General features: G+C 44.4%; 26 protein-coding genes, 1 tRNA gene and 2 pseudogenes. 13 read left to right on the top strand and 16 right to left on the bottom strand.

What is annotated here, in order from left to right; translation table 11 throughout:
- Positions 1 to 41: 41 nt before the first annotated feature.
- From aroE to ACV7NC_RS06565, 3 genes are all read right to left on the bottom strand, one after another.
- Positions 42 to 869, bottom strand: coding sequence for a shikimate dehydrogenase (aroE, locus tag ACV7NC_RS06575; protein WP_458154854.1), 828 nt, complete (start codon positions 867 to 869; stop codon positions 42 to 44).
- Between the two features lie 52 nt (positions 870 to 921).
- Positions 922 to 1,842, bottom strand: coding sequence for an energy transducer TonB (locus ACV7NC_RS06570; RefSeq protein WP_458154852.1), 921 nt, complete (start codon positions 1,840 to 1,842; stop codon positions 922 to 924).
- A 108-nt stretch (positions 1,843 to 1,950) separates the two neighbouring features.
- Positions 1,951 to 3,807, bottom strand: a complete 1,857-nt coding sequence (locus ACV7NC_RS06565; RefSeq protein ID WP_458154715.1) for a ribonuclease catalytic domain-containing protein — start codon at positions 3,805 to 3,807, stop codon at positions 1,951 to 1,953.
- Positions 3,808 to 4,323: 516 nt separating this feature from the next.
- Here ACV7NC_RS06565 and ACV7NC_RS06560 point away from each other — a divergent pair.
- On the top strand, positions 4,324 to 4,491 hold the full coding sequence (locus ACV7NC_RS06560; RefSeq protein ID WP_458154714.1) for a hypothetical protein: 168 nt from the start codon (positions 4,324 to 4,326) through the stop codon (positions 4,489 to 4,491).
- Here the strand turns inward: ACV7NC_RS06560 and ACV7NC_RS06555 are convergent.
- Positions 4,467 to 4,730, bottom strand: a complete 264-nt coding sequence (locus ACV7NC_RS06555; protein ID WP_458154963.1) for a hypothetical protein — start codon at positions 4,728 to 4,730, stop codon at positions 4,467 to 4,469. The two genes, ACV7NC_RS06560 and ACV7NC_RS06555, sit on opposite strands and share 25 nt — an antisense overlap.
- On the opposite strand from ACV7NC_RS06555, the gene ACV7NC_RS06550 reads away from it, so the two are divergent.
- On the top strand, positions 4,696 to 5,112 hold the full coding sequence (locus ACV7NC_RS06550; protein WP_458154713.1) for a Kazal-type serine protease inhibitor family protein: 417 nt from the start codon (positions 4,696 to 4,698) through the stop codon (positions 5,110 to 5,112). The genes ACV7NC_RS06555 and ACV7NC_RS06550 overlap by 35 nt on opposite strands.
- A gap of 157 nt (positions 5,113 to 5,269) precedes the next feature.
- Here the strand turns inward: ACV7NC_RS06550 and ACV7NC_RS06545 are convergent, their stop codons facing one another.
- Positions 5,270 to 5,731 (bottom strand): DciA family protein, encoded by a 462-nt coding sequence (locus tag ACV7NC_RS06545; protein ID WP_458154712.1) that lies wholly within the window; start codon positions 5,729 to 5,731, stop codon positions 5,270 to 5,272.
- Between the two features lie 149 nt (positions 5,732 to 5,880).
- Between ACV7NC_RS06545 and ACV7NC_RS06540 the strand changes: the two genes are divergently transcribed.
- From ACV7NC_RS06540 to ACV7NC_RS06505, 8 genes are all read left to right on the top strand, one after another.
- A complete protein-coding gene (locus tag ACV7NC_RS06540; RefSeq protein WP_458154711.1) occupies positions 5,881 to 6,681 on the top strand; it encodes a M23 family metallopeptidase in 801 nt (266 codons plus the stop codon).
- A gap of 99 nt (positions 6,682 to 6,780) precedes the next feature.
- Positions 6,781 to 9,510, top strand: a complete 2,730-nt coding sequence (gene secA / locus ACV7NC_RS06535; protein ID WP_458154710.1) for a preprotein translocase subunit SecA — start codon at positions 6,781 to 6,783, stop codon at positions 9,508 to 9,510.
- A gap of 193 nt (positions 9,511 to 9,703) precedes the next feature.
- On the top strand, positions 9,704 to 10,315 hold the full coding sequence (petA, locus tag ACV7NC_RS06530) for a ubiquinol-cytochrome c reductase iron-sulfur subunit (protein ID WP_458154709.1): 612 nt from the start codon (positions 9,704 to 9,706) through the stop codon (positions 10,313 to 10,315).
- The gene (locus tag ACV7NC_RS06525) at positions 10,316 to 11,563 is read left to right on the top strand and encodes a cytochrome b (RefSeq protein WP_458154708.1); all 1,248 of its coding nucleotides are present in this window, start codon (positions 10,316 to 10,318) and stop codon (positions 11,561 to 11,563) included.
- A 4-nt stretch (positions 11,564 to 11,567) separates the two neighbouring features.
- The gene (locus tag ACV7NC_RS06520; RefSeq protein WP_458154707.1) at positions 11,568 to 12,281 is read left to right on the top strand and encodes a cytochrome c1; all 714 of its coding nucleotides are present in this window, start codon (positions 11,568 to 11,570) and stop codon (positions 12,279 to 12,281) included.
- Between the two features lie 49 nt (positions 12,282 to 12,330).
- Entirely contained in the window at positions 12,331 to 12,930 is a 600-nt protein-coding gene (locus ACV7NC_RS06515; protein WP_458154706.1) for a glutathione S-transferase N-terminal domain-containing protein, read from the top strand.
- Positions 12,927 to 13,349 (top strand): ClpXP protease specificity-enhancing factor, encoded by a 423-nt coding sequence (locus tag ACV7NC_RS06510; protein ID WP_458154704.1) that lies wholly within the window; start codon positions 12,927 to 12,929, stop codon positions 13,347 to 13,349. The genes ACV7NC_RS06515 and ACV7NC_RS06510 overlap by 4 nt, the downstream gene beginning before the upstream one ends.
- A 26-nt stretch (positions 13,350 to 13,375) precedes the next feature.
- A tRNA-Thr gene (locus ACV7NC_RS06505) sits at positions 13,376 to 13,451 on the top strand.
- A 22-nt stretch (positions 13,452 to 13,473) separates the two neighbouring features.
- Here ACV7NC_RS06505 and ACV7NC_RS06500 read toward each other — a convergent pair.
- From ACV7NC_RS06500 to ACV7NC_RS06465, 8 genes are all read right to left on the bottom strand, one after another.
- A complete protein-coding gene (locus ACV7NC_RS06500; RefSeq protein WP_458154850.1) occupies positions 13,474 to 14,469 on the bottom strand; it encodes a tyrosine-type recombinase/integrase in 996 nt (331 codons plus the stop codon).
- Positions 14,379 to 14,708 (bottom strand): helix-turn-helix domain-containing protein, encoded by a 330-nt coding sequence (locus ACV7NC_RS06495; protein WP_458154703.1) that lies wholly within the window; start codon positions 14,706 to 14,708, stop codon positions 14,379 to 14,381. Before ACV7NC_RS06495 ends, ACV7NC_RS06500 begins: the two co-directional genes overlap by 91 nt.
- On the bottom strand, positions 14,705 to 16,066 hold the full coding sequence (locus tag ACV7NC_RS06490; RefSeq protein WP_458154702.1) for a hypothetical protein: 1,362 nt from the start codon (positions 16,064 to 16,066) through the stop codon (positions 14,705 to 14,707). Before ACV7NC_RS06490 ends, ACV7NC_RS06495 begins: the two co-directional genes overlap by 4 nt.
- Before the next feature lie 136 nt (positions 16,067 to 16,202).
- Positions 16,203 to 17,318 (bottom strand): hypothetical protein, encoded by a 1,116-nt coding sequence (locus ACV7NC_RS06485; protein ID WP_458154701.1) that lies wholly within the window; start codon positions 17,316 to 17,318, stop codon positions 16,203 to 16,205.
- Positions 17,319 to 17,423: 105 nt separating this feature from the next.
- Complete coding sequence (locus tag ACV7NC_RS06480; RefSeq protein WP_458153863.1) at positions 17,424 to 18,671, bottom strand: IS256 family transposase; 1,248 nt, start codon at positions 18,669 to 18,671, stop codon at positions 17,424 to 17,426.
- A 242-nt stretch (positions 18,672 to 18,913) separates the two neighbouring features.
- Positions 18,914 to 20,620 carry a replication endonuclease gene (locus ACV7NC_RS06475; protein ID WP_458154700.1) on the bottom strand — a complete coding sequence of 569 codons (1,707 nt, stop codon included), beginning with the start codon at positions 20,618 to 20,620 and terminating at the stop codon, positions 18,914 to 18,916.
- A 9-nt stretch (positions 20,621 to 20,629) separates the two neighbouring features.
- Positions 20,630 to 20,824, bottom strand: coding sequence for a helix-turn-helix transcriptional regulator (locus tag ACV7NC_RS06470; RefSeq protein WP_458154699.1), 195 nt, complete (start codon positions 20,822 to 20,824; stop codon positions 20,630 to 20,632).
- 180 nt (positions 20,825 to 21,004) lie between these two features.
- Complete coding sequence (locus ACV7NC_RS06465; protein ID WP_458154697.1) at positions 21,005 to 21,676, bottom strand: hypothetical protein; 672 nt, start codon at positions 21,674 to 21,676, stop codon at positions 21,005 to 21,007.
- A 413-nt stretch (positions 21,677 to 22,089) separates the two neighbouring features.
- Here ACV7NC_RS06465 and ACV7NC_RS06460 point away from each other — a divergent pair, with 413 nt between their 5' ends.
- Entirely contained in the window at positions 22,090 to 22,314 is a 225-nt protein-coding gene (locus tag ACV7NC_RS06460; protein ID WP_458154696.1) for a hypothetical protein, read from the top strand.
- A 160-nt stretch (positions 22,315 to 22,474) separates the two neighbouring features.
- Here ACV7NC_RS06460 and ACV7NC_RS06455 read toward each other — a convergent pair whose 3' ends face one another.
- From ACV7NC_RS06455 to ACV7NC_RS06445, 3 genes are read right to left on the bottom strand one after another with little or no spacing between them, the layout of a single operon-like run.
- A complete protein-coding gene (locus ACV7NC_RS06455; RefSeq protein WP_458154695.1) occupies positions 22,475 to 22,777 on the bottom strand; it encodes a helix-turn-helix domain-containing protein in 303 nt (100 codons plus the stop codon).
- Complete coding sequence (locus ACV7NC_RS06450) at positions 22,774 to 23,088, bottom strand: type II toxin-antitoxin system RelE/ParE family toxin (RefSeq protein WP_458154694.1); 315 nt, start codon at positions 23,086 to 23,088, stop codon at positions 22,774 to 22,776. Before ACV7NC_RS06450 ends, ACV7NC_RS06455 begins: the two co-directional genes overlap by 4 nt.
- A 29-nt stretch (positions 23,089 to 23,117) precedes the next feature.
- On the bottom strand, positions 23,118 to 23,402 hold the full coding sequence (locus ACV7NC_RS06445; protein WP_458154693.1) for a hypothetical protein: 285 nt from the start codon (positions 23,400 to 23,402) through the stop codon (positions 23,118 to 23,120).
- 239 nt (positions 23,403 to 23,641) lie between these two features.
- On the opposite strand from ACV7NC_RS06445, the pseudogene istA reads away from it, so the two are divergent.
- Positions 23,642 to 25,040, top strand: a pseudogene (gene istA, locus ACV7NC_RS06440) (IS21 family transposase); the annotation flags it as partial.
- A gap of 58 nt (positions 25,041 to 25,098) precedes the next feature.
- Positions 25,099 to 25,627 (top strand): annotated as a pseudogene (locus ACV7NC_RS06435) (ATP-binding protein); the annotation flags it as partial.
- Between the last annotated feature and the right edge of the window lie 227 nt (positions 25,628 to 25,854).

The following is a 25,854-nucleotide window of genomic DNA, read 5'->3' as shown; positions in this document are numbered from 1 at the left end:
TTTTCTGCAACACTATGTTTGAGCGCTGGACGATTAGAGGTCTAAGTTCTGCTTTTTGATTTCAGCATTGCAATGACCGGTTTTGTTTGTGGTTTTATGTTGCGCCATACAAAAAAAGATTCAGCTGCTTGCTCAACCAGCATGCCGATGCCGTCTGCAAATTTTTGTGCGCCATGCTGTTGCGCGAATTTAAGGAAAGGTGTCTGATTATCTAAATTGTACATCATGTCGTAAACCAGTTCGGCATGTTTAAAAGTGCCGGGAGCGATATCAGGTAGTTCGTTATGAAGACTGGCAGAGGTGGCGTTAATGATGATGTCGAATTTTTCTTTGGAGAATTGCAGATAATCCCCTGCGGTAATATCGCCATATGTCCTGAACTGTTCTTGCAGGTTTTTTGCTTTGTTAATCGTACGGTTCGCAATGGCCAGCAGCGCTGGCTTTTTTTGCAGCAACGGCAGAATGACGCCACGCGCAGCGCCACCGGCGCCGAGTAGCAAGACACGTTTTGCTGCAATCGGGATCGATAAATTCAATTCGATATCACATACCAATCCAGCACCATCGGTGTTATCACCCAAGATATCATTGCCATCAAATTTAAGCGTATTCACGGCCTGTGCAATCTTTGCACGCTCCGTGAGGCAGGTCGACAGCTGAAAGGCTTCCAGCTTGAAGGGGACCGTAACATTGAGTCCTTTCCCGCCTTGTTGCCGGAAATTTTCTACAGCCGTTTTAAAGCCGTCGATAGGCGCAAGCAGTGCGATATACTGCATCGATTGCCCGGTTTGTTGTGCAAAAGTGGCATGTATTAAAGGCGATTTGCTATGAGAAACAGGATTGCCCATCACTGCATACAAGTCGAGCATAAGCGGATTAATGGATGACATTTAAAAAAGCCGGGATTTAAAAACGGAACATTTATTGACTGAGCAGCATATCTGTTGAAGCAAAGACCCAAGTGCGGGTAATGTGTAGGATGTCGGTATCCTGGCTGATATCCGGCGGGAAAGGTGCGAACCCGTTCTGGCCGGCAAGTTTAACGATATTGATGGCAGCTTCGTCGAGAATTTTTTTGCCAGAGGAGCGGTTGATTTCGATCGATTCCAAGCTACCATCCGCACGGATTCCGACAGTCAATTGCAGGTTGCCATAGAGCTTCTCTTTTCTGGCAGCTTCCGGATAATTCAAATTGCCAATGCGCTCGACTTTCAAGCGCCAATCCTCAACATAGCGCGCAAAGCGGAACTCTTTGGTACGTGCGCCAACAAATTTTCGTTTAGGGCGTTTCTGATAGGTCTCATGGTCTTGATCGATTTGTGCTCTTAGCCGTGCAATATCGAGGCTTCGCAGCAATAATTCGGTTGTGTCCGACGGATCGCTCGGTTTGATTTCATCGGTATTATCCGCTGCGCTGGTGAGTTCGATCTGGGGTACTTCACTCACAGCTGCCATCAATTTCTTTGCCTGCTGCTCCAATTCTTTGACTTTCTGCTGTGCGATCTTGTCATCAACTACCGGCTTGCTTTTAGGCAGAACCGGGAAAGGTGTTTTTGCCTTGCGATCGTCGTCGGTGTTGCCGCCACCATCGAGATTATCCTGCGCGAGCAACTTGCTCTCCCTAGGTGTTGAGGGCGTTTTGCTATTAACCAGCACCACTTCAAGCGACGATGCAATTTTGTCGAAATTGGGTTGTGGAAACTGAAAGGCGATTCCAAAGAGAATAATGCCGTGCAACAGCAACGAAACCGCCATCGCAATCGATAAGCGATTCGTCTGTAAGGAGAGATAGCTGTCCTGGTTTGGGGGTGAAGTTCCAAGTGTTTGGTTGATCACAGCTATTCAGTTAAACCTTAAGAGTTGAATATAACCTGCAAATAAAGATACGTTATTGTAGGCAACTACTTTTTTCTTGTCACATATTCCTGATGGAATGCTCAAGTGATATTTTTAAAGATCCTGCTTTTGCAGGAATTCCGCATGAAAAGTACGATCCAGCAGATCGATTTCAGAGAGTTTTAGTTTGACATAAGCGCCTGGTGCCATTTCCGGCAATGATGGTACTCGTGTGACAAGCGGAATATGATCCAATTTAACCAGATTTTCCTTAATAACCTGCGCATTGATTGTTTGTATTTTTTCCTGCAGCAGCCAGCGCAGGCACCAATACCGTTCCATCGATCGTTGAAATTCGCCGTAAATCCCATAAGCCATATCAAAGTCGCGCATTGCGATCAATAAATTGTTGCTCTCCTTGGAGTAGGGTGGAGGTTCGCCGCGCAGCAGCGCAATCAGCTGCCGCTGATTGATCAGGTCGACGTAGCGCCGCATCGGGGAACTGCTCCAGGCATACTGGGAGACACCGAGTCCTTGATGGGGAGCAGGAGAAGTGCTCATTTTCACTTTACCATTTGCCTGACTGCGGAAGATACCGGTGATACCCGCATCCGTTAATTGTTTTCCCCACTCGGTATTGACGTAAATCATTAATTCCGAGACAACTTTGTCAATGGGGGAGCCGCGGCGGCGTTCGATGATTGAAACATGTTCACCGTTGATTTCGAAGCTGTAATCAATTTTGTCATTGTTGGTATCATTTGATTTACCACGCAGGTTCTCCAATCTGCAAGCAAAATTCCATAAGAAAGTCAGCTCCTGACTGAGGGGGTGCCGAAAATGGCCCTTGCTTAATGCATCCTCATTAAAATGTTGCTCCAATTCGTTATGACGCAAGTTGGCGGCTATTTTTATCAGCTCAAGTCTGCTTTCTGTGCCGGTAACCGTGTAGTCGTCCGATACCTCAAGATAGAGAGAAACAACCGGACAGATGGCTTGTTCCGCCAAAGTGAATCGGGTAATGACACTGTCAGGCAACATGGTAATTTTATTGCCGGGCAAATAAACCGTCGACAGACGCGTGGCAGCCAACTGATCAAGCGCAGACTCGGGAGGTATCCCCAGCGCAGGTGCAGCGATATGTATGCCTATGCGAAAACTCCCGAAAGATAAAGGGGTTACCGAAAACGCATCATCAATTTCGGTCGTGGATGCATCGTCAATGCTGAAAGCGGCGGTATCCGCGTACGGCAGATCTGCGAAGCTGTCTGTGGCTGAGTGTGATGCCAGTTCGCCAAACTCAATACCTTCCGGGAAAAATTCCCAAATGAATTGATTGAAATGGTAATCGTGCGAGGATGGAATGGCGCCGCATTTTTCCATCAGCTTAACTACGGAAAGCTTTTTCTCGGAACAGACGGTTTCAAGCGCTTTCCATTCGGTGGAATTTTTATCCGGTTTGTAGAGTAACTGTGAGAGATATGGCTTAAATTCTTCTGGCAGAATGAATTGATTCAATTGTTCGACGTAACGGGCTTGTTGTTCGGCCTGTAGCCGTTTCTTTTCCTGGCTTGCTAATGCTGCCTTGAGTGCATCGGGCGGCGCGGCTTTGTAACGGCCATGTCCTTTTTTATAAAAATACATGGGTGCATTTTGCAAGAGCAACAACGTTGCTGCAGCTTCTACAGGGCTTGGCGCATGTCCGAAGTAATCTGTGGCGAGGTTGTCGCTCGCGAATTCGGTTTCCTGGGCGCAGCATTCCCAAAGAAAATTCGGATCCAGTTCTTCGGCAACTTTCTGCACATGCCCCATAAATTCCGCCAATGGGGGGGTGTCGAACCGGAACAATACCGCAGAAGCTTTAATTTTTGATCGCTTACCATGCACAGCTTCAATTTGTAATGAGGTATTGTTGTCAGCCAGAATGGTACCCACTTTAAAGGTTCCAGCTTCTTCATAAAAAACATTCATGTTGTTTTCGGGGTCGGTCGGATAAAGTCAGAGTCAAGAATAGAGAAAGGATGAAGGATCGTCCAAGGGAAATGCTGATTAATTGACTATACGAGCGAATCACCTCGTTGCGCGGTACTCGCTCCCTCGATTATCTTGTTGATATGTCTCGGTTGCTGTGCGCCGTGCGTCTCGTGCTTCATCTCGTTCGCCGAATTAATCAGCGTTTCCCAAGAATAAATCACATTCGCATACGATTCATTAAGAACGATAATTCTATAGAATCCGATTAGCAGTTTTATATTATATACCGGAGCGCTAAGTGAAAAAATAAGATAAGTAGAGACAGTTATCCAAGTGGATAGTGCCGGTATGATTTGAATAACTTTTAAAGTTTGCAGACCGCATCCATTCGGCAAGCTGATCACGGAAATGCACGGGGTGACGGGAAAATGAAATACAACAATGCCTTAACAGCGATCGCAACAGTTTTAATCTCTCTGGGTTTAATCCCCCGCCCCTTGGGGCGGAAGCTGGTTGAAAACCAGCAGATTGAAGAGCGAGGTTAATACCTCGCTGCTTGCGGCGGGGTGCTTTATTTGGGGGGAAGCTTTGGCGCTTGGTCCGAATATCAATGTGACCAATAACGGTCAAGCGGTATTATCTCCCGAAGCGCATTTTCAAGCATTCGCAGCAATGTCATGATGCCGCAGAAGCAAATACCAGCACTGCGGCAGTGGATGAAGCTTGTATTGCAAGTTGTAAAGTGCAAAGCTTTTATACGGCTGCGTATTATCCACATAACCACCATTATTACCCCAAAAATGGATAGGTATTGTTAGGCCTGAAGCAAAGTCTGCAAAAGCAGGGAAAAGATTATGATGAGATCCAGAAAGCATTTGAGAAGGCATGGCAGTTCGCGGATATTGTTTTAACTGCATCAAGATTTTGATCCATGACATTCTGCGAATAAAGTGCTTATTGTCGGCAGATAAGGATGAAAAAATGAAGAGACTGGTTTGCAACTTAATTTTACTCTGGTTATTTCTTGTAGCTCAGGGATGTGAATCCAGCGGGACGATCAAATCTTTAAGCTGTGGTGGGATTCCTGGAAAGCAATGTCCGGCAATTAACCAATATTGTGATTACGATGTAGGACAATGCAACGTTTCAGGCAGCGAAGGCACGTGCAAAGATAAACCGAAGGCTTGTACCAAACAGTACGCCCCGGTTTGCGGTTGCGATGGCAAGACCTATGGCAATGCGTGCGATGCCGCTGCCGCGGGTGTTTCGTTATTATATAAAGGCGAATGTACCCGATCTTGACTTTCCTGTTTGGAATGATTGTTCAGGAAATGGGTGTTCACTGAGTTGGATTGACACCGACGATCATCGCGATACTTGTGGCCGTAAAAAAGCATAAATCAGTTAGCTATGGAAGATCTCATTCAGTGTAACTACAGATAGCGTTTGGATGGATTGTTTAAGATCTCTCTTGGTTTTTTAGCAATGAATAAATGGCTTCTTTTAATTCAGAGTCTGGCAAAGTTGCGGCAAGTTGATTGAAGCATTCCTTGCCGCTTTGACTTAGCTTTGGTTTTTTTATATCTGTATGTTTTTCAATATATTTTGTGTTTGCAATCGAGTTTTGTGCTTGCACCAATATTTGAAATGAAGTAACTTCCCACCCACACTGTTGCAGTTTTCGAAGCAGCGATGGGGATAACTGCTTAAGTTTTGCTGCAATGGCACCATTTTCCGCCAATATGGTTAATTTACCATTGGTAATCCGACTAAGTTGGCAGTATTGCGCCAACTGACGCGGGATTAGTTTGTGGAAGGTTGACTGGTCCTTAAATAATTGACGGGCTGCTGATAGCAAGCCCGCATATTCTGGTGATTTGCCAAGTAAATTAAGATAAGAATCAACTTTAAGAGGGGTCATGGTTATTTAAAAAATACCCAATGAAAAGAAGTATGAACATTATTTTGATAGCAAATAATTCCGAACGAGCGCGCAAGCTGACATTAACCAAATCGAATATCATTTTATCAGTCGCTCTATTTTCATTCATTATCATAGCATTGGCGTTAGTGATCAATTTTTTTTCTTTGCGTTATGCTGATCGTATCGAATCGCCATTGTTAAGAGCAATTTTGGTAAATCCTCAAGAGCAAAGGCATCAAAAAATTCAAATGCATCTACAGGACAATTTAAACATCATGGCCAGTAAGTTGGGTCAGATGCAAGCGCAGTTGTTACGTTTGGATGCACTAGGCGAACGTATGGCAGAATCAACCGGAATTAAAACGCATGATTTATTATTTAGAGAAATTCCGGGACAAGGCGGTGTGCGTAACGATGTTTTATCGGAAGATCTAACTTTTGTAGAATTTAATCAGAAACTCCAGGAACTATCGAACCTGTTGGATGAAAGAGCAGACAAGCTCGGTGCATTGGATTCTTTACTGCGCTACGGCAGGGTCAACAAGTTTGTATTGCCTTCTGAAATGCCCGTTGACACCGACTGGTATTCTTCAGGATTCGGTTACCGGATTGATCCATTTACCGGCAAGAAAGCATTTCATGAAGGTGTCGACTTTGTTGCGGAAATAGGAACGCCGATAAAAGCTGCGGCTGGTGGCGTGGTGATCTATTCGGATCGCCATCCTGAATATGGTAATATGATCGAAATTGATCACGGCGATGATCTCGTAAGTCGGTATGCACATGCTTCAAAGTTGGAAGTAGCACTTGGGGAAGTCGTATTGCAAGGCCAGAAAATCGGTGAAGTTGGCAATACTGGACGTTCAACGGGAGCGCATTTACATTTTGAGATTCGGCATAAAGATAAACCGCAAAATCCATCTAAATTTTTAAAAAAACCGAGCTGAATTGAATTTAAAGAATGTACGATAGATTTGGGGTGAGCATTTAACTCACCCTTTGTTTTTTTAATAAATTATTTAATTACACCTAATCCTTTAAGACTTATGCTAGGCAATTTACTCAAGAAAATTTTTGGTAGCCGCAATGATCGAATGATCAAACAATATACTGAGATCGTGCGCACCATTAATGAGATGGAACCGGCGATGGCGGCTTTATCGGATGCTGACTTGCGTGCCAAGACAGACGAATTCAAGCAACGCATTCAAGATGGTGAATCGTTGGATGCGCTATTGCCAGAAGCCTTTGCCGTAGTGCGTGAAACCGGTAAACGGGTTTTGCAGATGCGCCATTTTGACGTTCAGCTTATCGGGGGTATGGTGCTGCACGCAGGTAAGATTGCCGAGATGCGAACCGGCGAAGGCAAAACGTTGATGGCGACGTTACCCGCCTATTTGAATGCCTTGTCGGGCCATGGCGTGCATGTTGTCACAGTCAATGACTATTTGGCCAAGCGTGATGCCGGATGGATGGGTAAAATTTATCAGGCATTGGGGATGAGCGTTGGCGTTATTTATGCCCAGATGCCGCATGGCGAAAAGCAAGCGGCCTATGCGGCTGACATTACTTACGGTACCAATAACGAATACGGTTTTGATTATCTGCGCGACAATATGGTAACGCACGCCAATGAGCGTGTGCAACGGGTGCTGAACTTTGCAATCGTCGACGAAGTGGATTCAATCCTGATTGACGAAGCTCGCACGCCATTGATTATTTCAGGGCAGGCCGAAGGTGATACTGAAATTTACGTGCGCATCAATGCGTTGGTTCCAAAGCTGGTGAAACAAGAAGCCGAAGATAGTCCCGGCGACTATAGCGTCGATGAGAAATCCCATCAAGTGACTATGAGTGAAGCCGGGTTTGAACATGCCGAGAAATTGCTGGCATCGGCCGGTTTGCTTGCATCGGGCACCAGTCTTTATGATCCTGCAAACATTAATCTGATTCATCATTTAAATGCAGGTTTGCGTGCGCATAATTTGTACTTTAAGGATCAACATTATGTTATCCAGGACGGTGAAGTCATTATCGTCGATGAGTTTACCGGGCGCTTAATGGCCGGTAGGCGCTGGTCTGATGGATTGCATCAGGCCGTTGAAGCGAAGGAAGGCGTTGCTATTCAGAAAGAAAATCAGACGCTGGCTTCGATAACCTTTCAAAACTATTTCCGCATGTATCACAAATTATCCGGTATGACGGGTACCGCAGATACGGAAGCCGCTGAATTCCAGCAGATCTATGGCTTGGAGACGATTATCATTCCAACGCATAAACCGATGATCCGCGAAGATCGTATGGACTTAGTTTATCGCACCACGAAAGAAAAAAATGAGGCCATCATACATGAGATCAAGGATTGTTATGAGCGCGGCCAGCCGGTTTTGGTGGGTACAACTTCCATTGAGAATAATGAATTGTTATCAAAATTACTCGACCGGGAAAAATTGCCTCATCAAGTTTTGAACGCAAAACAACACGCCAGCGAGGCGCTGATTGTGACACAGGCAGGGCGTCCCAAAATGGTTACGATCGCAACCAATATGGCAGGTCGAGGCACTGACATCGTACTGGGGGGTAATCCCGAGCCAGAAATTGAGCGGATACGTCATGATGACAAGTTAAGCGAAGCAGATAAAGAAAAGCGCATACATGAAATCTACGAACAATGGAAAGTTACGCACCAAGAAGTTCTCAGTAAAGGCGGTTTGCATATTGTGGGAACGGAGCGTCATGAGTCTCGGCGTGTAGATAATCAGTTGCGCGGGCGTTCTGGTAGGCAAGGAGATCCTGGTTCGAGTCGTTTTTTTCTCTCATTGGAAGACCCGTTGTTGCGTATTTTTGCCTCTGATCGCGTCGCTAATATTATGAATCGATTGAAGATGCCGGAAGGAGAAGCCATCGAGCATCCATGGGTCACGCGTGCAATTGAGAACGCGCAACGCAAAGTTGAAGCAAGAAATTTCGATATGCGGAAACAGTTGCTGGAGTACGATGATGTAGCCAACGACCAACGTAATGTCATCTATCAGCAGCGAAATGAGTTGCTTGAAGCCAGTCATGATATCTCGGAGACCATCACAGCAATTCGAGAAAGTGTGCTAAGTGATCAATTTTACACCCACATTCCGCCGCAAAGCGTTGAAGAACAATGGGATGTGGCGGGATTAGAGAAAGTGCTTGCGGCAGATTATCAATTACATTTTCCAATTCAGCAGTGGCTTGAAAAAGAACCTGAATTGCATGAAGAGAATTTGCTAGAGCGCATTCTTAATACTGCTGAAGAAAATTATAAAAACAAGATGCAGCTCGTCGGTGCGGAAATTATGCATCATTATGAGCGAGTGGTAATGCTGCAAATTCTTGATTCGCATTGGCGAGAACATTTGGCGGCATTGGATCATTTACGCCAGGGTATTCACTTACGCGGTTACGCGCAAAAAAATCCGAAGCAAGAGTACAAACGTGAGGCTTTCGAGCTTTTTACCAATATGCTTGAAGAAGTCAAGAATGAGGTTACAAAGGTACTTCTGACTGTTCAAATTAAAAATGAACAGCAGGTTGATGCCGCGACAGAAACGTTGCGATCTCCCGAGAGAATCGAACTTCACCATGATACATCGGGAGCTTTTGAAGAAGATACCGGCAATGAGAAAATCCAAAATGATAAAGTTCAACCATTTGTACGTTCCAATGAAAAGATTGGTCGCAATCAACCATGTCCATGTGGTTCGGGTAAGAAATATAAACAATGTCATGGAAAGATTAAGTAATCGTTTTCAAATATAGTGCGTTTTGGGGATTTTGAGAGGAAGAAGAATCTTATTATCCTTGAAACGATTGTGGTATACTGCGCGCTTTTGTGGTTGGCGCGTTAGGGAAGTTAGAAAAAACAGTTGGGATTCTAAATTTTACCCATTGTTTTTATATAGTTATTCGAGATAATTATTGACGGAATGATTGAATATGATGGCAGATAGTTTCAGCATCGATGATAAGATGAGCGGCAGGAGAAAGTTTTTAGTCGCTGCGACTTCAGTAGCGGGTGGTATAGCAGGCGCTGCAATTGCAACGCCTTTTTTATTAAGTATGATGCCCAGCGAGAGAGCAAAAGCAGCGGGAGCACCGGTAGAAGTTGATATTTCCAAGCTTGAGCCGGGTATGCTGATGATGGTTGAATGGCGTGGCAGGGTCGTGTGGGTATTAAATCGCACACCAGAAATGCTTGAGACACTTGCAAAATTGGAGGATCAATTAGCTGATCCGAATTCAGAAAAGAATCAGCAACCTGAATATGCCAGAAATCGCACGCGCTCTATCAAACCTGAAATATTGGTTACCGAAGGTATATGTACACATCTGGGTTGTTCGCCTGTATTCAGAAAAGATGTCGCACCTGCAGATTTGGGTCCTGATTGGTTAGGTGGTTTTTTCTGTCCTTGCCATGGTTCTAAATTTGACTTGGCAGGTCGCGTGTATAAAAGTGTACCGGCTCCGACGAATATGGTTGTGCCGCCACATGCTTATCTGAGTGATAGTCGTCTTTTAATTGGATCTGAGAGTGAGGGATCTGCGTAAATGAGTAATATGTTTAATTCCATGATTGAGTGGATTGATAAGCGTTTTCCATTAACATCGAATTGGAAAGCTCATCTTTCCGAATACTACGCACCGAAAAATTTTAATTTCTGGTACTTTTTTGGTTCCTTGGCCCTATTGGTTTTGGTGAACCAATTGTTGACCGGTATTTTCCTGACGATGAATTATAAACCTGATGCTAGCCAGGCGTTTGCATCGGTTGAATATATCATGCGCGATGTGGAATACGGTTGGCTAATCAGATATATGCATTCAACAGGTGCTTCCATGTTTTTTGTAGTTGTTTATCTGCATATGTTCCGGGGGATGATGTACGGTTCGTACCGGAAACCGCGGGAACTGCTGTGGCTGGTAGGCATGTGTATATTTTTCGTTCTCATGAGTTTAGCTTTTACTGGCTACATTCTGCCATGGGGACAAATGTCATATTGGGGAGCGCAAGTAATTGTTAGTATGTTTGGTGCGATACCGGCCATTGGTGATACGCTCCAGCAATGGCTTTTGGGTGATTTCACGCTTTCTGATGCAGCACTGAATCGGTTTTTTGCTTATCACGTTGTGACATTGCCTCTGGTTTTGCTGGTATTGGTATTTGTGCACATCCTGGCATTGCACGAGACTGGATCAAATAATCCAGACGGGATCGAAATAAAAGAAAATAAAAATCCTTCAACAGGCATTCCTGTCGATGGCATACCATTTCATCCCTATTACACTGTGAAAGATATTGTTGGGGTTGTGGTTTTCTTGTTTGTATTCTGTGGAATTATTTTCTTCGCTCCTGAAATGGGTGGGTATTTCTTGGAATATAACAATTTTATTCCTGCGAATACACTGCAGACACCGGATCACATTGCACCTGTCTGGTACTTTACTCCCTATTATTCAATGCTGAGAGCTGTAACTGTCAACTTCCTGGGAATCGATGCTAAATTGTGGGGGGTTATATTAATGGCGGGTTCAGTGGTTATCTTCTGTTTCTTGCCATGGTTGGATCGAAGCCCGGTTAAGTCGATTCGATATAAAGGACCACTTTTCAAAATAGCTTTAACTTGGTTTGTTATTAGCTTCTTTGTATTGGGTTGGCTTGGAACAAAATCGCCCACACCGTTGTATACGTTGTTAGCGCAAATATTTACCGTGATATATTTTGCTTTCTTTATCTTGATGCCTTGGTATAGCAAGATAGATAAAACAAAACCTGAGCCCAAAAGACTACAAGAGTAAAAAAATGAAGAACTTAATGATCGCTTTATTAATTTTATGCATGGCTCCATTTGGTAATGCTATTGCTGCTGAATCAGATGTTCCTTTAGATAGAGCCCCGGTTGATATTACAGACAATGCTTCGTTGCAACGTGGCGCGGAGACCTTTGTAAATTATTGCTTAACATGTCATGGTGCAAGTTATATGCGTTATAACCGTCACCGCGATATCGGGTTATCGAATGAAGAGATCCTGGATAAACTGGTGTTCACTGGGCAGAAGGTTGGTGATCTAATGTTATCCGCAATGCGTAAAAAAGAAGGTCAAGATTGGTTTGGCGTTGTTCCACCAGATTTGTCGGTTATTGCTCGTGCGCGAGGAGCGGATTGGTTATATACCTATTTGCGAGCATTCTATAGAGATGATGCTACAAGCACTGGGTGGAACAATCTAGTCTTTGATCGTGTGGCAATGCCCCATGTTCTGTATCAATTCCAAGGTGAACAGCGACTGGTTGTGAAAGGGGATGAAAAAAGCTTAATGCTCGATAAACCAGGCCAAATGGCCAAAGCCGATTTTGATAAATTAGTCGGTGACTTGGTAAACTATCTGGTTTATTTGGGGGAACCTCACGCGAATGCTCGGATAGATCTGGGCATTAAGGTAATGATCTTTTTATTGATTATGTTTGCTTTGTCATATGTCTTGAAAAAAGAATATTGGAGAGATATTCATTAAGGCTTCGAGCTTGCTGAATGTGCAGGTGATTTAGTCAGAGATTGAAGTTATGATGACGTTATATTCAACAATCACATGTCCCTACAGTCATCGATGTAGAATTGTTCTACACGAGAAAGATATGGATTTTCAAGTGATTGATGTTGACCCCAATAATAAATCAGAAGACTTGGCTGTCATGAGTCCTTATGGCAAAGCTCCTGTGCTAGTGGAACGCGATCTAGTTTTGTATGAATCGAATATTATTAATGAATATATCGATGATCGCTTTCCGCACCCACAGTTGATGCCGGCGGATCCAGTGATGCGTGCTCGTGCCAGATTGCTTCTATTTCGTTTCGAGCAGGAGCTATTCTGTCATATTGATGCTTTCGAGGGAAACGATCAAAAAGCAATAGATAAGGCTCGTACAGTGATTGCTGAAAATCTAACGATGATATCTCCTGTTTTTGAGAAGCAAAAATTCATGCTTGGCGACGAGTTCTCGATGCTGGACGTTGCTATTGCTCCATTGCTATGGCGTTTAGAATATTTTGGAATTAAGCTTCCCAAGCAGGCAGCGCCTCTATTGAAATATTCCGAAAGATTGTTTAGTCGTCCTTTATTCATTGATGCGTTGTCGGCATCCGAAAAAGTAATGCGGAAATGATGAATCAATCTACCAAACCTTATTTAATTCGTTCTATTTATGATTGGTGCAGTGATAACGGCTTTACTCCATATATTTCCGTCACAGTTTTTGATGAGCTGGATATTCCTAAAGAATATATCAGAAATAATGAAATAATATTCAATATCAGTGCGATTGCTGTACATGAACTGACTATCAACCATGATGGTTTAAGTTTTACGGCTCGATTTAACGGCATTGCTAAGAAACTTAGTATCCCTTTGGATGCGATTAAAGGGATATTTGCTAAGGAAGTTAATCAAGGTATCACTTTCACTTCTGATAATGTTGAGAATATTGAAGCGATAGACAACTTTGATAATGAAAATTTCGAGCACAGTACTCAAAATTTTCTAGAAAGAAAAGCAAGTAAACCCAAACTTAGAATAATCAAGTAAATCGATTAGATTATTCTTGTCATAATGCCGGCATAGCTCAGATGGTAGAGCAGCTGATTTGTAATCAGAAGGTCCCGAGTTCGATTCTTGGTGTCGGCACCATAAAAACAATAACTTAAGTAACTTATCTAGACTCCTGACTTTCCACTTGTGTCAAAATTGTGTTATTCAGGAGCTCATCTACAACCATTGCATGTTTTCTGAATTGCTCGGGAGCTAAATGAGCATAACGCTTTACCATCTCAGTTGATTCCCAAGCACCCATCTCCTGAATCACATTTAAAGGGACACCTTTCTGAGTTAACCAACTCGCCCAGGTATGTCGCAGATCATGCCAGCGGAAGTTTTCGATACCAGCTCGTTTTAATGCTCTACGCCAAGCTTTGGTATTAACTTGGTTAATTGGCTTTCCTCGATAAGTGAAGATTCTCACCGGATGTTTACCAATTTGTTTTCGCAATATTTCCATTGCAGTAGCATTTAACGAGACATGAATACTTTTTCTTCCTTTGGCTTGATCAGCGTGAATCCATGCAACGTTTCTTTGCAGGTCAACTTGCGACCATTCCAGATCGGTTACATTTCTTTTTCGTAGCCCCGTACAAAGCGAGAATTTGACCAAATCAACTAAATGCTCAGGTAATTCATCGAGAAGCATTTTAACTTGCTCTGGCTCAATCCAACGAATACGCCGTTTAGGTTCTTTATACAGTCGAATAAACGGTGCTTTCTCGATCCACTCCCAATCAAGGGCAGCACGACGCAAAATTGCCCGGATTGTTGCCAAATAACGATTAGCCGTTGAAGGTGAAGTTTCTTTGCGCTTCACTTCACCCACTTCAGCAATCACTTCCCGAGTTAACTCGGAAAGCAATCGGCCTCTAAAGAACTGCTGAATCCATGCGACTTGCTTCATATCCTGCTTATGTGAAGCTTTGTGCTCAGTCTCCATCAGCCATTTATAGGCTGCTTCATCCCAAGTACGTTTTGGCTTGTCTCCCAGTTTCCCAACTCGCCAAGATTCAGCTCTCAGCTTGTCGTGGAATTCCTGTGCTTGGGTTTTATCTTCAGTTGCAGCAGAGCATCTAACTCGCTCGCCGCTTGGTGTGGTGAAACTAATCCACCACGTCTTACCACGTTTAAAGAGTGACATAATTGCTTCTCCTCATGTCCCACTTGCAACGCTTGCCGGGGAATAGCATATAACGAGCGTAAGCAGGCAACAAGATCATCTTCGATAAATACCCAACATTTCCCCACCTTGGCGCCGGGAATAATCCCCGCTTTGGCACGGCGGCGCAGTTCTTCGGGATGCAGTTTAAGGAATAGGGCGGCTTCTTCAAGATTGAATGTTTTCATTCGCCATCTTTCGCACTTTGATAGGCTTTTGCCCTTTGCTTTCTTCCCTGAATAGTTTCTGCAAGGTTTTCGCAATTGTTGATGGTGTTATATTTCCTGCCTTTGACTTTCACCTTGCGCTGAATATAACGCTGAAGGTTTTCATTCTTTCTGGCATGGTATTGTGTAGCATGATGCAGATATTCACCGACACCTTCACTAAAATCCTCAATACCTTCCCTAGCCATGAAGGAAGTAAGACCGCCCAGGCCATGCACGAAGATTCGTTCATCATGCGGCAATCTGCCAATAGAGAAACGTTTCAAACGCGGTTGATCGGAAGGCAATGTGTAGATATTGGAAATATCGTCCCATAATGGATGATTTGGCCAGCGATTGCGCTTACTGTCTGTCAAACTCGGAGTAGAAAGGCGAAGCCAATCATGCGTGAAATAATGCCATAGCGCGGCTTGGTTACACTGTAACTCAGATAGACCGATAATTCCGAGTTGCTTCAGTAATTGCTTTTCAGCCTGGAATTCAATACGCCAGACCTTTTCGTCAGCTTGCCAGCCGTTGCTTTCCCATAAAGAAAACAACCAGGTTTTATGAGACTTGGTTTTAATCTCAATCACTTTTTCATATAAGCGAGCATGTAAATCGCCGCCTATACCGATAACCCAGCCGGTAAATGGATCATCTAAGCGGCAATCGAAGTATTTTGCCATTAGGTTTGCTCTCGTGATCCAGTCGGAATGATGAATTTCAGAAAGATTATCGATGCAGACAAAATCCAGAAACAAATCGGCACGGCTGACGCCTGGAGCATCGGGCACCAATCCCAGCGTATTGACGACAAAGCGCAAATCTTTTTCGGCTGCTTCAGCGCCGACCGCCGCCAGATATTCGCTGTAAACCTGAACATGCGCCATCGGCAGCTTGCTGGATTGGCTGCGATTCAGTTTGATGAAGAAGCAATTATCCGACAGGACATAGGGAAACCGCGGAAAGCCTCTATAACTGACTTCAAACAGGTGAGAACCGATAGCGACTTGTGCCAAGGCTTGCACTTTCTCATCTTCAGATTGTGCTTTTTCTTTTAATTTAGATAATTTGCTGTCCCAATCTTCCGAGAGTTGCCCATAGTAGGAAAGATAAAGACTATCAATTCCATAAAGCAGAGGTTTGAAATGTTTAGGATTGTCGTTTGAGGGTACTGTGTTACAAGATGGCGTACCCTGTGGAGCTGAATCAGCCTGATGCGATGCATCCGTCAAATCTTTTTCCACCTCGCCCTCGCATCTCTCCTCCTCGCTGAAGCTCGTCGTCTTCTGCGTTGGCTCGGCGGCTTTAATTGCTCTACCAGTTTTTTGTGACATGTTGTGCTCCTGTATAAATTTAAGGAACACGCATAATCTTGCACAGCAAAGAATAAAAAAATTCTATAGTGTTAATTAGGATAATAAATAATTCGTCCTAATTATTTTCTATAGATATTCAGTATATTAAATATAATTAGGATGATAATTTAGGTGAATTTCCAGGCCTGCGTCCAGATTTATGATTAGTTGCCAGATCGGCAATATGTTTGTGAATTGTATTGTTTTGAAGCTTGGAAGCTTTTAAATGCTCAAGTTTCTTAATACGCCTAACAGCTTCAGATATGGTTAACTTATCACCTTCTTCCGCCCACATAACACGGGCTGCTTCTCGAACTAACTTCCAAAGCTCTTGATTATTTCTTTCGCGCTTACCTAGCTGTCGGGCTTTTTGAGGCTTATCCAATTGAGCCGGGAAATTTTCTGAATGTTTGTAAGACTGGATATCTTTCCATTGTTCATTGGTGATCAAGTCCCGAAGCCTATACTCTTCAATGTATTTCAGTACTTCAGGAAATTCGTCGATCTCCTTGGAGTTGTGATAACCGGTGGTGGTGTAATCGTCGAGGGTCGGATTGGTCGTATAATGCCCGCCAATCAGATAACCTGGGAAAATAGTGCTTTCATACAATGCTTCAATTTGATCCGGCTCTATGACATGAAGCGGTATTGGCTCATTGGTGACAAGTGAAACTAATCGAACCATTGCTTTCACTTGAATTCTTGTTGATGCATAACTCCAGCTCCATTGATCGTTAAAAACGCAATAACGAAAAATATCTTGATCGTCTAACGTTGTGATCTGATCAACAAGAACAAGTGCTATAGGCTGACATGCCGAGTCGGTGTAATCAAGATTCTTGCAAGAAGTGAATGCACGGACTGGGAGATATAAGCTATTGTCTTTACGATGACAAAAAGCGGAAAATTCCTTAAAAAAGATCTCCGGGTGTTTATAGCAACTATGCAATTCATATATTTGATCATCAACGCCTTCCAGCCATTGTCTGCGGATACCGAATAATTGGGCGATTTGTTCAAAAACTTCGTGATTGAGTACTTGCAATAAAGCATCCTCAGATTTTAGGTCACTGAGTTTAATTTGCGGTAGTAATCGAGGAATACGAGAAGAAGAAACACCATGATCTTTAAAGATTTGTAAAAATCGCTGAGGGATCAGGTTTACTGGATTTGTTGATTCATTCTTGATCAATCCTTTTAGGAATTTATTGAAAGTTGAAGATATAGTCATGCGGCAACCAGGAATAAATATTTTTTAAATTCGGCACTCATCCTGATTTCATTAGACGGATAGTCAATTAGAATAGAGCTATAGTCAAATCTGGTGTATGGAGAATCAAGCGGCTTGCTGTTTTTGATCTCCTTTTTGTTTAACGCCGTTAACGAACTTGATGCCCTGCACAACGTCCGCTAACAATTTATAACCTCTCAGCCGGAACCATTTCTTCTGCGCCGTTTCCATCAGTTTAAACGCCATCGTCAAGGTTGTTGTCCGACTTCCACAGTTTTTGGTTCTGGCTGTTCTCAGTCGGACAGTTGCAAAAACTGATTCGACTGGATTGGTTGTTCTAATGTGCTGCCAGTTTTCTGCAGGATAATCATAGAAGGCCAGCATGGAATCTTTATCCTTTGCCAGGCATTCCATCGCTTTTGGATATTTCGGACTGAACCGTTCAACACAGTGATCAAACGCTTTATAAGCCTTTTCCCGTGTTTCCGCCTGCCAGATGTTATGCAATGCTTCCTTGACCTTGGGTTGCATGGCTTTGGGCAGCTTTTCCATTACATTTACGGTTTTATGCACCCAGCAGCGCTGTTGACCGGTATCCGGCCAGCATTGAGCTACAGCTTTCCAGAATCCCAATGCGCCGTCACCGACAGCCAATCTGGGAGCGTCTTTGAGGCCACGTTGTTTCAAGTCCATCAATACTTCAGTCCAGCTTGCTTCAGACTCACGATAACCGTCAGACAACGCCAGCAATTCTTTACGTCCCGTTTCATCAGAGCCGATAATCACCAGAAAACATAACCGGTCATCCATTCTCACCGTACTGTAGATACCATCAGCCCAGACGTAAACATACCGTTTGCCAGTCAGATCACGGCGAATCCAGTTTTGATAATCCTGTTCCCAGTTCTGCTTTAAACGGCCAATCGTTGCAGACGACAATCCGGGCGCATCTGCTCCCAGCAGGTGCTTTAACGTCTCTGTGAAATCTCCTGTTGAAACACCTCTCAGATACAACCAGGGCAAAAATTCCTCAATACTGCGCGTTCGTTTCAAGTAGGGAGGAATCAGATTGCTGTTAAATTTGATGCCGGAACCGCTGCGATCGCGTACTTTCGGCACTTTGATCCCAATATCACCAAGACCGGTTTGAATCGAGCGCTCCGGTAGATAACCATTTCTGACTACTACCGATTTTCCTTCGTCAGTTTTTAAACCGCCATGTTGCTTGAGAAAAACAGCCACTTCCGCTTCAATAGCGGTGGCCAGCATCTTACGCGCGCCTTCTCGCAGCACTTCCTGTAACGGATCATTTTGTTCTGGTTTATTCAGATTAAAAACATTACTATCTGTCATGCGGTGTTTTCCTCGTTTTGTTGATTGATCTGCCGAGATCCTCTACAACAGGTTACACCGCTTCCTTCTCCCTTGTCATACACCAGAAATAATCATAGCTCAATTTAATACAGGCCTAATATAAGCAAATAATTTCTTCTAAAAAAACTCCATAAAATATGAAAGCAGTTCTTCATCTTTCAATTATTTTATTTTCTAATTATATATTGTAATCAATTAGTTAATTAAACTGGATATGATTACTAACCGATGAGATTATTATTTTGCGTACAGTTATTAACAGAACTCCAAGGCGGCTGCGCCGCAAATGCGGCCTCGCGGCCGCTGCCGTTGTCGCTCCCGCTCAGGCGCTTTGCGCTTTGCCGTTCAGTTGGTTCTGTATCGACTGTAATTTTCTGAAACTGCCATTGATGCAAGCGCGTCGGTAGCTGAATGGTATCGCTTTCAACGCCGCAGATTTTCTTGCCTATTGGGTCGCCATATTTGCCCCGTTCTTTCGAGTCGATTTTCATCAGTTTGATCGGATTGTCTTTCCGGTTGGCAGTGGTGCCACCCATTAATTGAATGAATTGCCACCAGTGACCCTGATCGGCTGCTTGTCTTGCCTGTTCCAGAATACCTTCGGGCGCATCGTCGATTCTTCTAAGTTCCCGCCAAATGCTGACCGGTGCGCCGCCAATCTGCTGGAATTGCCGGATTCCCCAAGTCGATGCCCAGGCTTCCACTCGTTCAGCCGCTTCCTGTATCGGGCTGCCGTCGATGTCTTTTTCTAAGCCATGACCATCGATGTTTTTTGAAATGTATTTGGCGATGTAACCTACTGCTGAGCCTTTGCTTTTATCGATGGGGATTCCTTTGAATCGGTGTTGCTGTGCGCCGGGTTCATCGCCATCTGTTTCCAGCGCATAGTGCTGCATGATTTCTCTGACTTTCTCAGTTTGTTCGGACGACATGAATAGCAATAAGTGCCAATGCGGTGTGCCGTCGTGTTGCGGCTCGGCAATACGGAAACCGTACACAGGAAAATTGTCGCGTTTGAGTTTGGCGCGGATTCGTGCCCAGACTCTGTTCAGATATTTTTGCGCTTGCTTAGGTGTTGTGCCGTCGTACCTGGAATTACGCTCGCCGCTGCCGGAATGCCGGGCATGCATTCGGGATGGGCAAGTGATGGTATAGAATTCACCGATATGGCCCAATTCATTGGCAATGTATTCAAAACCGAAGGTGCGCACCATCAATTCACTGCGCCGGATGCGGGGATTGGCCAGACCTAATTCTGCCAGTTCGCTGAGCGTGAAAGACTGGCCGAGTTCATTGGTCGCCATTATTGCATCGAGAACGCGGCGGATACGTTTTTTCTGTTCTTTGCGCCTTGATAATGTTTCATCGCTGACATAACGGCTCGCGCGTTGATGCACCAATCCTATGCGGATGGCGTCTTGTTCCAGTTTTTGTGCGTGAATCTTGCGTAGCCGTTGCAGCCACCAGGTTTCATCGGTCAGACGGGTATAGATGCCGGTGGTTGTGATATTTGAGTCTTCAAACAGTGATAAATCGACTTCATACTTTTGCGCCCGGCGCAGCATCCGGGAAACGGCATATTCCAGATTCTGGTAAATTCGGCTGATTTGCTGCATTTCCTTGACGATGTTTTTTGCCAGATCATTTAGGTCACTATCGTTGGCATTAAGGGGAATGCTATTTCTAGTAATTGTCCCGTAGGCTTCAAGTAGGCCCAGATTAGCTTGCTGCCTGCCATCGAAGATATACGTTTCTTTGTAGTCATCAGCGACAATTCCGGCAAATCGTTTGGGCAATTGCCGGAATATCGGCGCGCGCCATCGTTTATCGTTGCCATCCGGTTCATCAAGTAAACTTAATATGCCTTCGGCGATGCGTTCACCGGGACTGAGTAGTAGTTCCTGGCTATCATGTACTGACGTGTGCATACACACACCTCAGTACTGACTGGTTGAATAATGCGTGCACGATTCAATATAGGCGAGCAGATCGCTATGGCGATAGCGATCTGCTCGGGAGCCTACTTTGACGAAAGGTACTCGCGCTCCGGCCCAGCGGTCTCGTTCCAGGAATGCGACACTGACGCCCAAGATTTGCGCGGCTTGTTTAGTAGTGAGTAAAAAGTCATGCATGATTAACTCCATTTGTGGTTGAAATGGAATTAATACTGCTGCAACTTACCGAGAAATAAAAAAGGGTCAGTTGACTGAGAGGTAATTAAAAGTATTGCTCAGGATTGGCGGATTTCTAAAGCGAGTAGCGATGCGGCTTGGCGTCTCCAGACTAAAATCGAATAGCGATTAATTGCGCTGCTAATCCCCAAGCTGGGGATCTTTTATCAGTTCAATTTTATATTGAACCTTTGGAGGAGCGCCTTTTTTGCGCTTTTTTTGCGGGTCAACGCTTTTGATCCAATCTTTCACCGTTTCTTCACCATAGTCTCTGCCATTGCCAAATCGCTGCATTATTGTTGATTGAGCCATATGGACAAGATGTATAGCTGGATCAAGCTCCCATAAAACAGTGGCTATTGTCTGGCAGCGAATCCGATCTTCCGTTTCGTTAGCTGGCCGGTAGTTTTTAGCTTCCTTCTTAATTATTTGTCCATCAGGTAGATATTTTGGCATCCAGCAGGACGGCGGAACGTGATGGGAAGTGATGCACAAATCAATCACATCTTCACGCTTAATATACAGCGAATCCAGGTAGGATTTATTAATGGCATCTTTTAATAAACAGCTTAGAGTTCTTAGATAATGAGGGGTATCGACTATCAGAGAGATAACAGAATCATCAATAAAAATTGATCGTTTGCGTGTCCGTGCAGAAATCTTTTTGTTTCGTATGGCAAGGATTAGCCGAATGATGTGTTCTCTGAGTACGGGCGGGATTGCTTTAGTATCGGTTTTTTCCGGATTAAGATTCGCCCAATCATGTGCCAGTTGCCAAACCGTTTTGTAATCGGGGTTGTCGTCAAGGTACATATCAATTTGTTTACTATGAGAATCGAATAACTTCTGTTGACGGCTTGCCGCTCGATCACTTTAGAAAATTGTATCCTGAAGGTATTAACATTATTTTGTACTGCCAAGCCCCGGTTTTTTGCGTGGAAATAGGATGGAACGTAAGACAAATCGTTAGAAGCGCATGGCTTGAATATGCGGTCTCCTTTTAATTTTTATGCCTGAATTTTGTCAATCGGAGACGCCTGTATTTCATGGGCAAGGGGCGTGAGTGATTAAATGATTTTCTTAAATATATTAAATGTATATATTCAATAAGTTATAAATATAGGATGGGAAATGTGATTTTTTTGTAAATAATATGTGAATTTTTTGTGAAATTATCCGTCATAATAGCTGTGATTTATTAATAAGCTATCGACTAGGAGATTAAAATGAAAGCAAACCACAATGTTATCAGCACAGCTACGAGGATGACTCTGGTGTTATTTGGAATTGTTCCGGCAATTGGATTTATGTTGTTTGGAGATTTGAATTCGCTTGCGGGGTGGCTAGAAGTTGATGTTATTTTAGGTGCGGTATTCTTTTTAAGCTACTTAGTGATTGGTAGCGCATCAAAAAATGAAACCCGCTTACCGATGAAAAAAATTTACGCTTAAAGTTTTCTGAAAGTTTGAGTTAAAGGCCAATGTTGAATAAACATTGGCCTTTATACATTAAGAGGTAGTAATGATTGGAGGCGGATTTGCCTGAAATTATTCAAAATTAAAGCCGAGGAAGCACTGTCAAAGGATCAGATATTTCTTCGCGCCAGCAAAATTATGCAGTGATTTCCTTCAAAATTTCGGGGCGGCGCTCAGCAATTGCAATCAGCGTTTTTGCTGCACCGCTCGGTTGACGGCGGCCTTGTTCCCAGTCTTGCAATGTTCTTACTGAAACGCCGAGCAATTTTGCAAAATCCGATTGTGACAAGCCTGATTTTATACGCGCTGAAACGACTGGCGGGACTTTAACTTTGTGTATTCGGCTTGCATGCCCGGATTTCATTTGCGTGACGGATTCGAGCAATTCCGCTCCTAAATCACGTTTGGCGTCGCGTTTTTTCAGTTCTTTCTCAGTCATGGGCATACTATTTTTTCCTTGATTGCTTTAAGTAAATGAGCGGGTATATTCTCATGTTCGTTTTTGGCGTAGATCAGCAGTAGCCAAATAGTGCCATCTTCCAGCATATTGTAATGGATCACGCGTAAGCCGCCGCTTTTGCCCTTTCCTTTGCGTGACCAGCGCACTTTTCGGCAGCCGCCTGATCCTGGAACAATATCTCCGGTGTCGTAGTGCTCTGCAATCCAAACGGCAAAAGCTGCGCGTTCGTCTTCAGTCCAGTAATCACTAACATAACGACTGAAAACTTCGGTTTCGGCAATGGTATACATAATTCATATTACGGCAATGCCGTATTAAGTCAAGATGTTTTATGTAATTTCTTTTTTGATAGATTGGTAACGATTGCAGATGGCTTATATCCAGCGCACTTAAGGATATAGTCGGTTATCTTTTGCATTGGTTGCCGCAATCGCTCCACATCGGTGACGATGTATCCGGCAGTTACATCGTTGCTCATTTTGTGATTGGCCAAGTGTTTTACGGCATAAGCTGGGATGTCGAGACTTTCTGCAACTGTTAAAAAAGTGCGGCGCAAATCGTGGATGGTGAAGGATATGCCGGATTCCTTGATAACTTTGGCCATTTGCTTGCGCTGTTCGGAAACATAACCGGTTCCGCTGGCTCTATGGAATACCTATTCATTGATGGCATGTTCTTTTCTTTTCAGCAGCAAATCATAAAGAAAATCAGATAACGGCAGATTGTGTGTTGACACCGGACGAAAATTGACCAGAAGAAGCTAGTTGTACCGGTTGAAAATTGACCAGGTAATTCAGGTATTCTGCCTAAATTTTAGGCAGGAGAATTTAAGAGGTGATTACCATGGTTATGTATGGAAAGATACGACGGATGTTTTATCGAGAGTACCTGTCGATTAATGAAATTCAGCGCCGCACGAGTTTGTCGCGGAACACGATCAAGAAGTGGTTGAAAGCGCCAAGCGATAGCGCAATGAAATATCAAAGAGCGAAGAAGCTTGGCAAGCTGACAGCGTTTCAATCCAGGTTATTGCTGGCGCTGGAAGCGGATGCACGTCGTCCGAAGAAGGATCGGCGCACAGCGTTGATGCTGTTCAAAGAGATATTGAACGAGGGTTATACAGGCGGTTATACGATTGTATGTGACTTTGTTCGTAACTGGCGCAATCAAGACGGACAAAGTAAAACGGCGTATGTGCCACTGAAGTTTGCGCTGGGCGAAGCGTTTCAGTTTGACTGGAGCGAGGAATGGCTGGTGATTGGCGGCATCCACCGTAAGATATTGGCTGCGCACACCAAGCTGTGTGCCAGTCTCGCCTTCATGTTATCGGGTTATCCGTCACAAAGCCACGAGATGTTGTTTGATGCCCATACCCGTGCATTCACTGCCTTTGGCGGCGTGCCGAAACGCGGCATTTATGACAACATGAAGACGGCCGTGGACAAGGTATCCAAAGGTAACGGGCGTGTGGTGAATACGCGTTTCTTTGCGATGACGGTGCATTACCTGTTCGACCCTGATTTCTGCAATGTGGCTTCCGGCTGGGAAAAAGGTGTGGTCGAGAAGAATGTTCAGGACATGCGCCGCCGCATCTGGAATGAAGCCAAACAACAACAGTTTGGCTCATTCGATGACTTAAACCGGTGGCTTGAAACGCGCTGTCGCGCGCTGTGGTCTGAAATCGAACATCCGAATTATGCGGGCATCACCCTTGCCGATGCACTGGAACAGGAACAACTGTACCTAATGCCGATGCCAGTGCCGTTCGATGGCTATATCGAAGTATCGGCGCGAGTGTCCAGTACCTGTCTGGTTACATTGCAGCGCAACCGATATTCCGCACCCTGTCGTTTGGCCAATCAGATGGTAGCCGTTCACCAGTATGCCGGTCATCGAGAAGAAACCGGGCGCATTGCGTAACGGCGCACCGTTTGCGGAACTGCCGGCGTCCCTGTTGAAATTACAGACAGCACTGCGGCGTAGAGACCGCCAGCAAGCCGATCGAACCATGTCCAAAGTGCTGAGTCTGGTGCCGATGCATGGATTGGAAGCGGTATTGGTTGCCGTTGATCTGGTACTCGAATCCGACGTGATAAGCGCTGAGCATGTTGCCAATGTATTGGCGCGGCTGAAACACACCGACATGCCGGCGCCTGTGGAAACGACACTTAAACTCAAGGAAGAACCGCAAGCCAATACCGCGCGCTATGACCGCCTGAACCGGCAGGAGGTGTCGCATGTCTGCCATACTGGCGCAACTCAAGGCACTGAAATTACATGGCATGGCTGGCTGTTATGCCGATCTTCAACAACAGATTACGCCTGATATTGCTGCTGAATTCGAGTCATCCGGCAAAACGCATCTGGCCATCGCCATCGGCACTTCAGGCATACAGCATCAGGATAAGAAGGTGCGATTTGGAAGCCGCCATTGACCTTGCCAATAGCCTGGAACGGGAAAAATCAACCGGCAAGCAAGGCAGGCTTGCCCTAAGCTTGTTGCAGGTTGATCTGGTCATTCTCGATGAATTGGGTTATCTGCCATTCTCACAAGCCGGCGGTGCGTTGCTGTTCCAATTGCTCTCCAGGCTTTATGAACGAACCAGCGTAATCATTACCACCAACCTCGCATTCGCAGAATGGAGCAACGTATTCATCGACGCCAAAATGACCACCGCGTTACTGGATAGACTCACGCACCATTGTCACATCATCGAAACCGGTAACGAGTCTTTTCGTTACAAACAAAGCGCTGCAAGTGCAAAGATCAGAATACAGCAACGGGAAAAAGAAAAATGTGCATCAGAAGAAAATTCGGTCAATTTGTAGTGATTCACGATTGAATCAAAAACACCAACCGGAGGAAAAACACCAACTCAGTCTGGTCGACTTATCCACAGATGCAGGGTATCCTGTGCCCTGTTTCCCCCTGGTCAAATTTCAACCGTAATGGGGGGTCAATTTTAAACCGGTATCAACACTCAGCGTTTACTAATTCGCATGAATTCCAATATTTATAGGGTCTCCAAGTGTTTTGCAGGACTGACTATCTAAAT

The sequence above is a fragment of the Nitrosomonas limosa genome (assembly GCF_054188085.1).
The sequence above is the reverse complement of the archived record's forward strand: the minus strand, read 5'-3'. Positions and strand labels throughout refer to the sequence as shown.

What these genes read in the sequence shown, in the direction of transcription:
- ACV7NC_RS06485 (WP_458154701.1), bottom strand. Translation starts at nt 17,318, where the DNA reads ATGACTATATCTTCAACTTTCAATAAATTCCTAAAAGGATTGATCAAG.
- ACV7NC_RS06550 (WP_458154713.1), top strand. Translation starts at nt 4,696, where the DNA reads ATGGCAGTTCGCGGATATTGTTTTAACTGCATCAAGATTTTGATCCAT.
- ACV7NC_RS06495 (WP_458154703.1), bottom strand. Translation starts at nt 14,708, where the DNA reads ATGAAAACATTCAATCTTGAAGAAGCCGCCCTATTCCTTAAACTGCAT.
- aroE (WP_458154854.1), bottom strand. Translation starts at nt 869, where the DNA reads ATGCTCGACTTGTATGCAGTGATGGGCAATCCTGTTTCTCATAGCAAA.
- ACV7NC_RS06445 (WP_458154693.1), bottom strand. Translation starts at nt 23,402, where the DNA reads ATGGCCAAAGTTATCAAGGAATCCGGCATATCCTTCACCATCCACGAT.
- ACV7NC_RS06525 (WP_458154708.1), top strand. Translation starts at nt 10,316, where the DNA reads ATGAGTAATATGTTTAATTCCATGATTGAGTGGATTGATAAGCGTTTT.
- ACV7NC_RS06470 (WP_458154699.1), bottom strand. Translation starts at nt 20,824, where the DNA reads ATGCATGACTTTTTACTCACTACTAAACAAGCCGCGCAAATCTTGGGC.
- ACV7NC_RS06475 (WP_458154700.1), bottom strand. Translation starts at nt 20,620, where the DNA reads ATGCACACGTCAGTACATGATAGCCAGGAACTACTACTCAGTCCCGGT.
- ACV7NC_RS06520 (WP_458154707.1), top strand. Translation starts at nt 11,568, where the DNA reads ATGAAGAACTTAATGATCGCTTTATTAATTTTATGCATGGCTCCATTT.
- ACV7NC_RS06490 (WP_458154702.1), bottom strand. Translation starts at nt 16,066, where the DNA reads ATGTCACAAAAAACTGGTAGAGCAATTAAAGCCGCCGAGCCAACGCAG.
- ACV7NC_RS06460 (WP_458154696.1), top strand. Translation starts at nt 22,090, where the DNA reads ATGAAAGCAAACCACAATGTTATCAGCACAGCTACGAGGATGACTCTG.
- ACV7NC_RS06455 (WP_458154695.1), bottom strand. Translation starts at nt 22,777, where the DNA reads ATGACTGAGAAAGAACTGAAAAAACGCGACGCCAAACGTGATTTAGGA.
- ACV7NC_RS06450 (WP_458154694.1), bottom strand. Translation starts at nt 23,088, where the DNA reads ATGTATACCATTGCCGAAACCGAAGTTTTCAGTCGTTATGTTAGTGAT.
- ACV7NC_RS06515 (WP_458154706.1), top strand. Translation starts at nt 12,331, where the DNA reads ATGATGACGTTATATTCAACAATCACATGTCCCTACAGTCATCGATGT.
- ACV7NC_RS06480 (WP_458153863.1), bottom strand. Translation starts at nt 18,671, where the DNA reads ATGACAGATAGTAATGTTTTTAATCTGAATAAACCAGAACAAAATGAT.
- ACV7NC_RS06565 (WP_458154715.1), bottom strand. Translation starts at nt 3,807, where the DNA reads ATGAATGTTTTTTATGAAGAAGCTGGAACCTTTAAAGTGGGTACCATT.
- petA (WP_458154709.1), top strand. Translation starts at nt 9,704, where the DNA reads ATGATGGCAGATAGTTTCAGCATCGATGATAAGATGAGCGGCAGGAGA.
- ACV7NC_RS06510 (WP_458154704.1), top strand. Translation starts at nt 12,927, where the DNA reads ATGATGAATCAATCTACCAAACCTTATTTAATTCGTTCTATTTATGAT.
- ACV7NC_RS06465 (WP_458154697.1), bottom strand. Translation starts at nt 21,676, where the DNA reads ATGTACCTTGACGACAACCCCGATTACAAAACGGTTTGGCAACTGGCA.
- secA (WP_458154710.1), top strand. Translation starts at nt 6,781, where the DNA reads ATGCTAGGCAATTTACTCAAGAAAATTTTTGGTAGCCGCAATGATCGA.
- ACV7NC_RS06545 (WP_458154712.1), bottom strand. Translation starts at nt 5,731, where the DNA reads ATGACCCCTCTTAAAGTTGATTCTTATCTTAATTTACTTGGCAAATCA.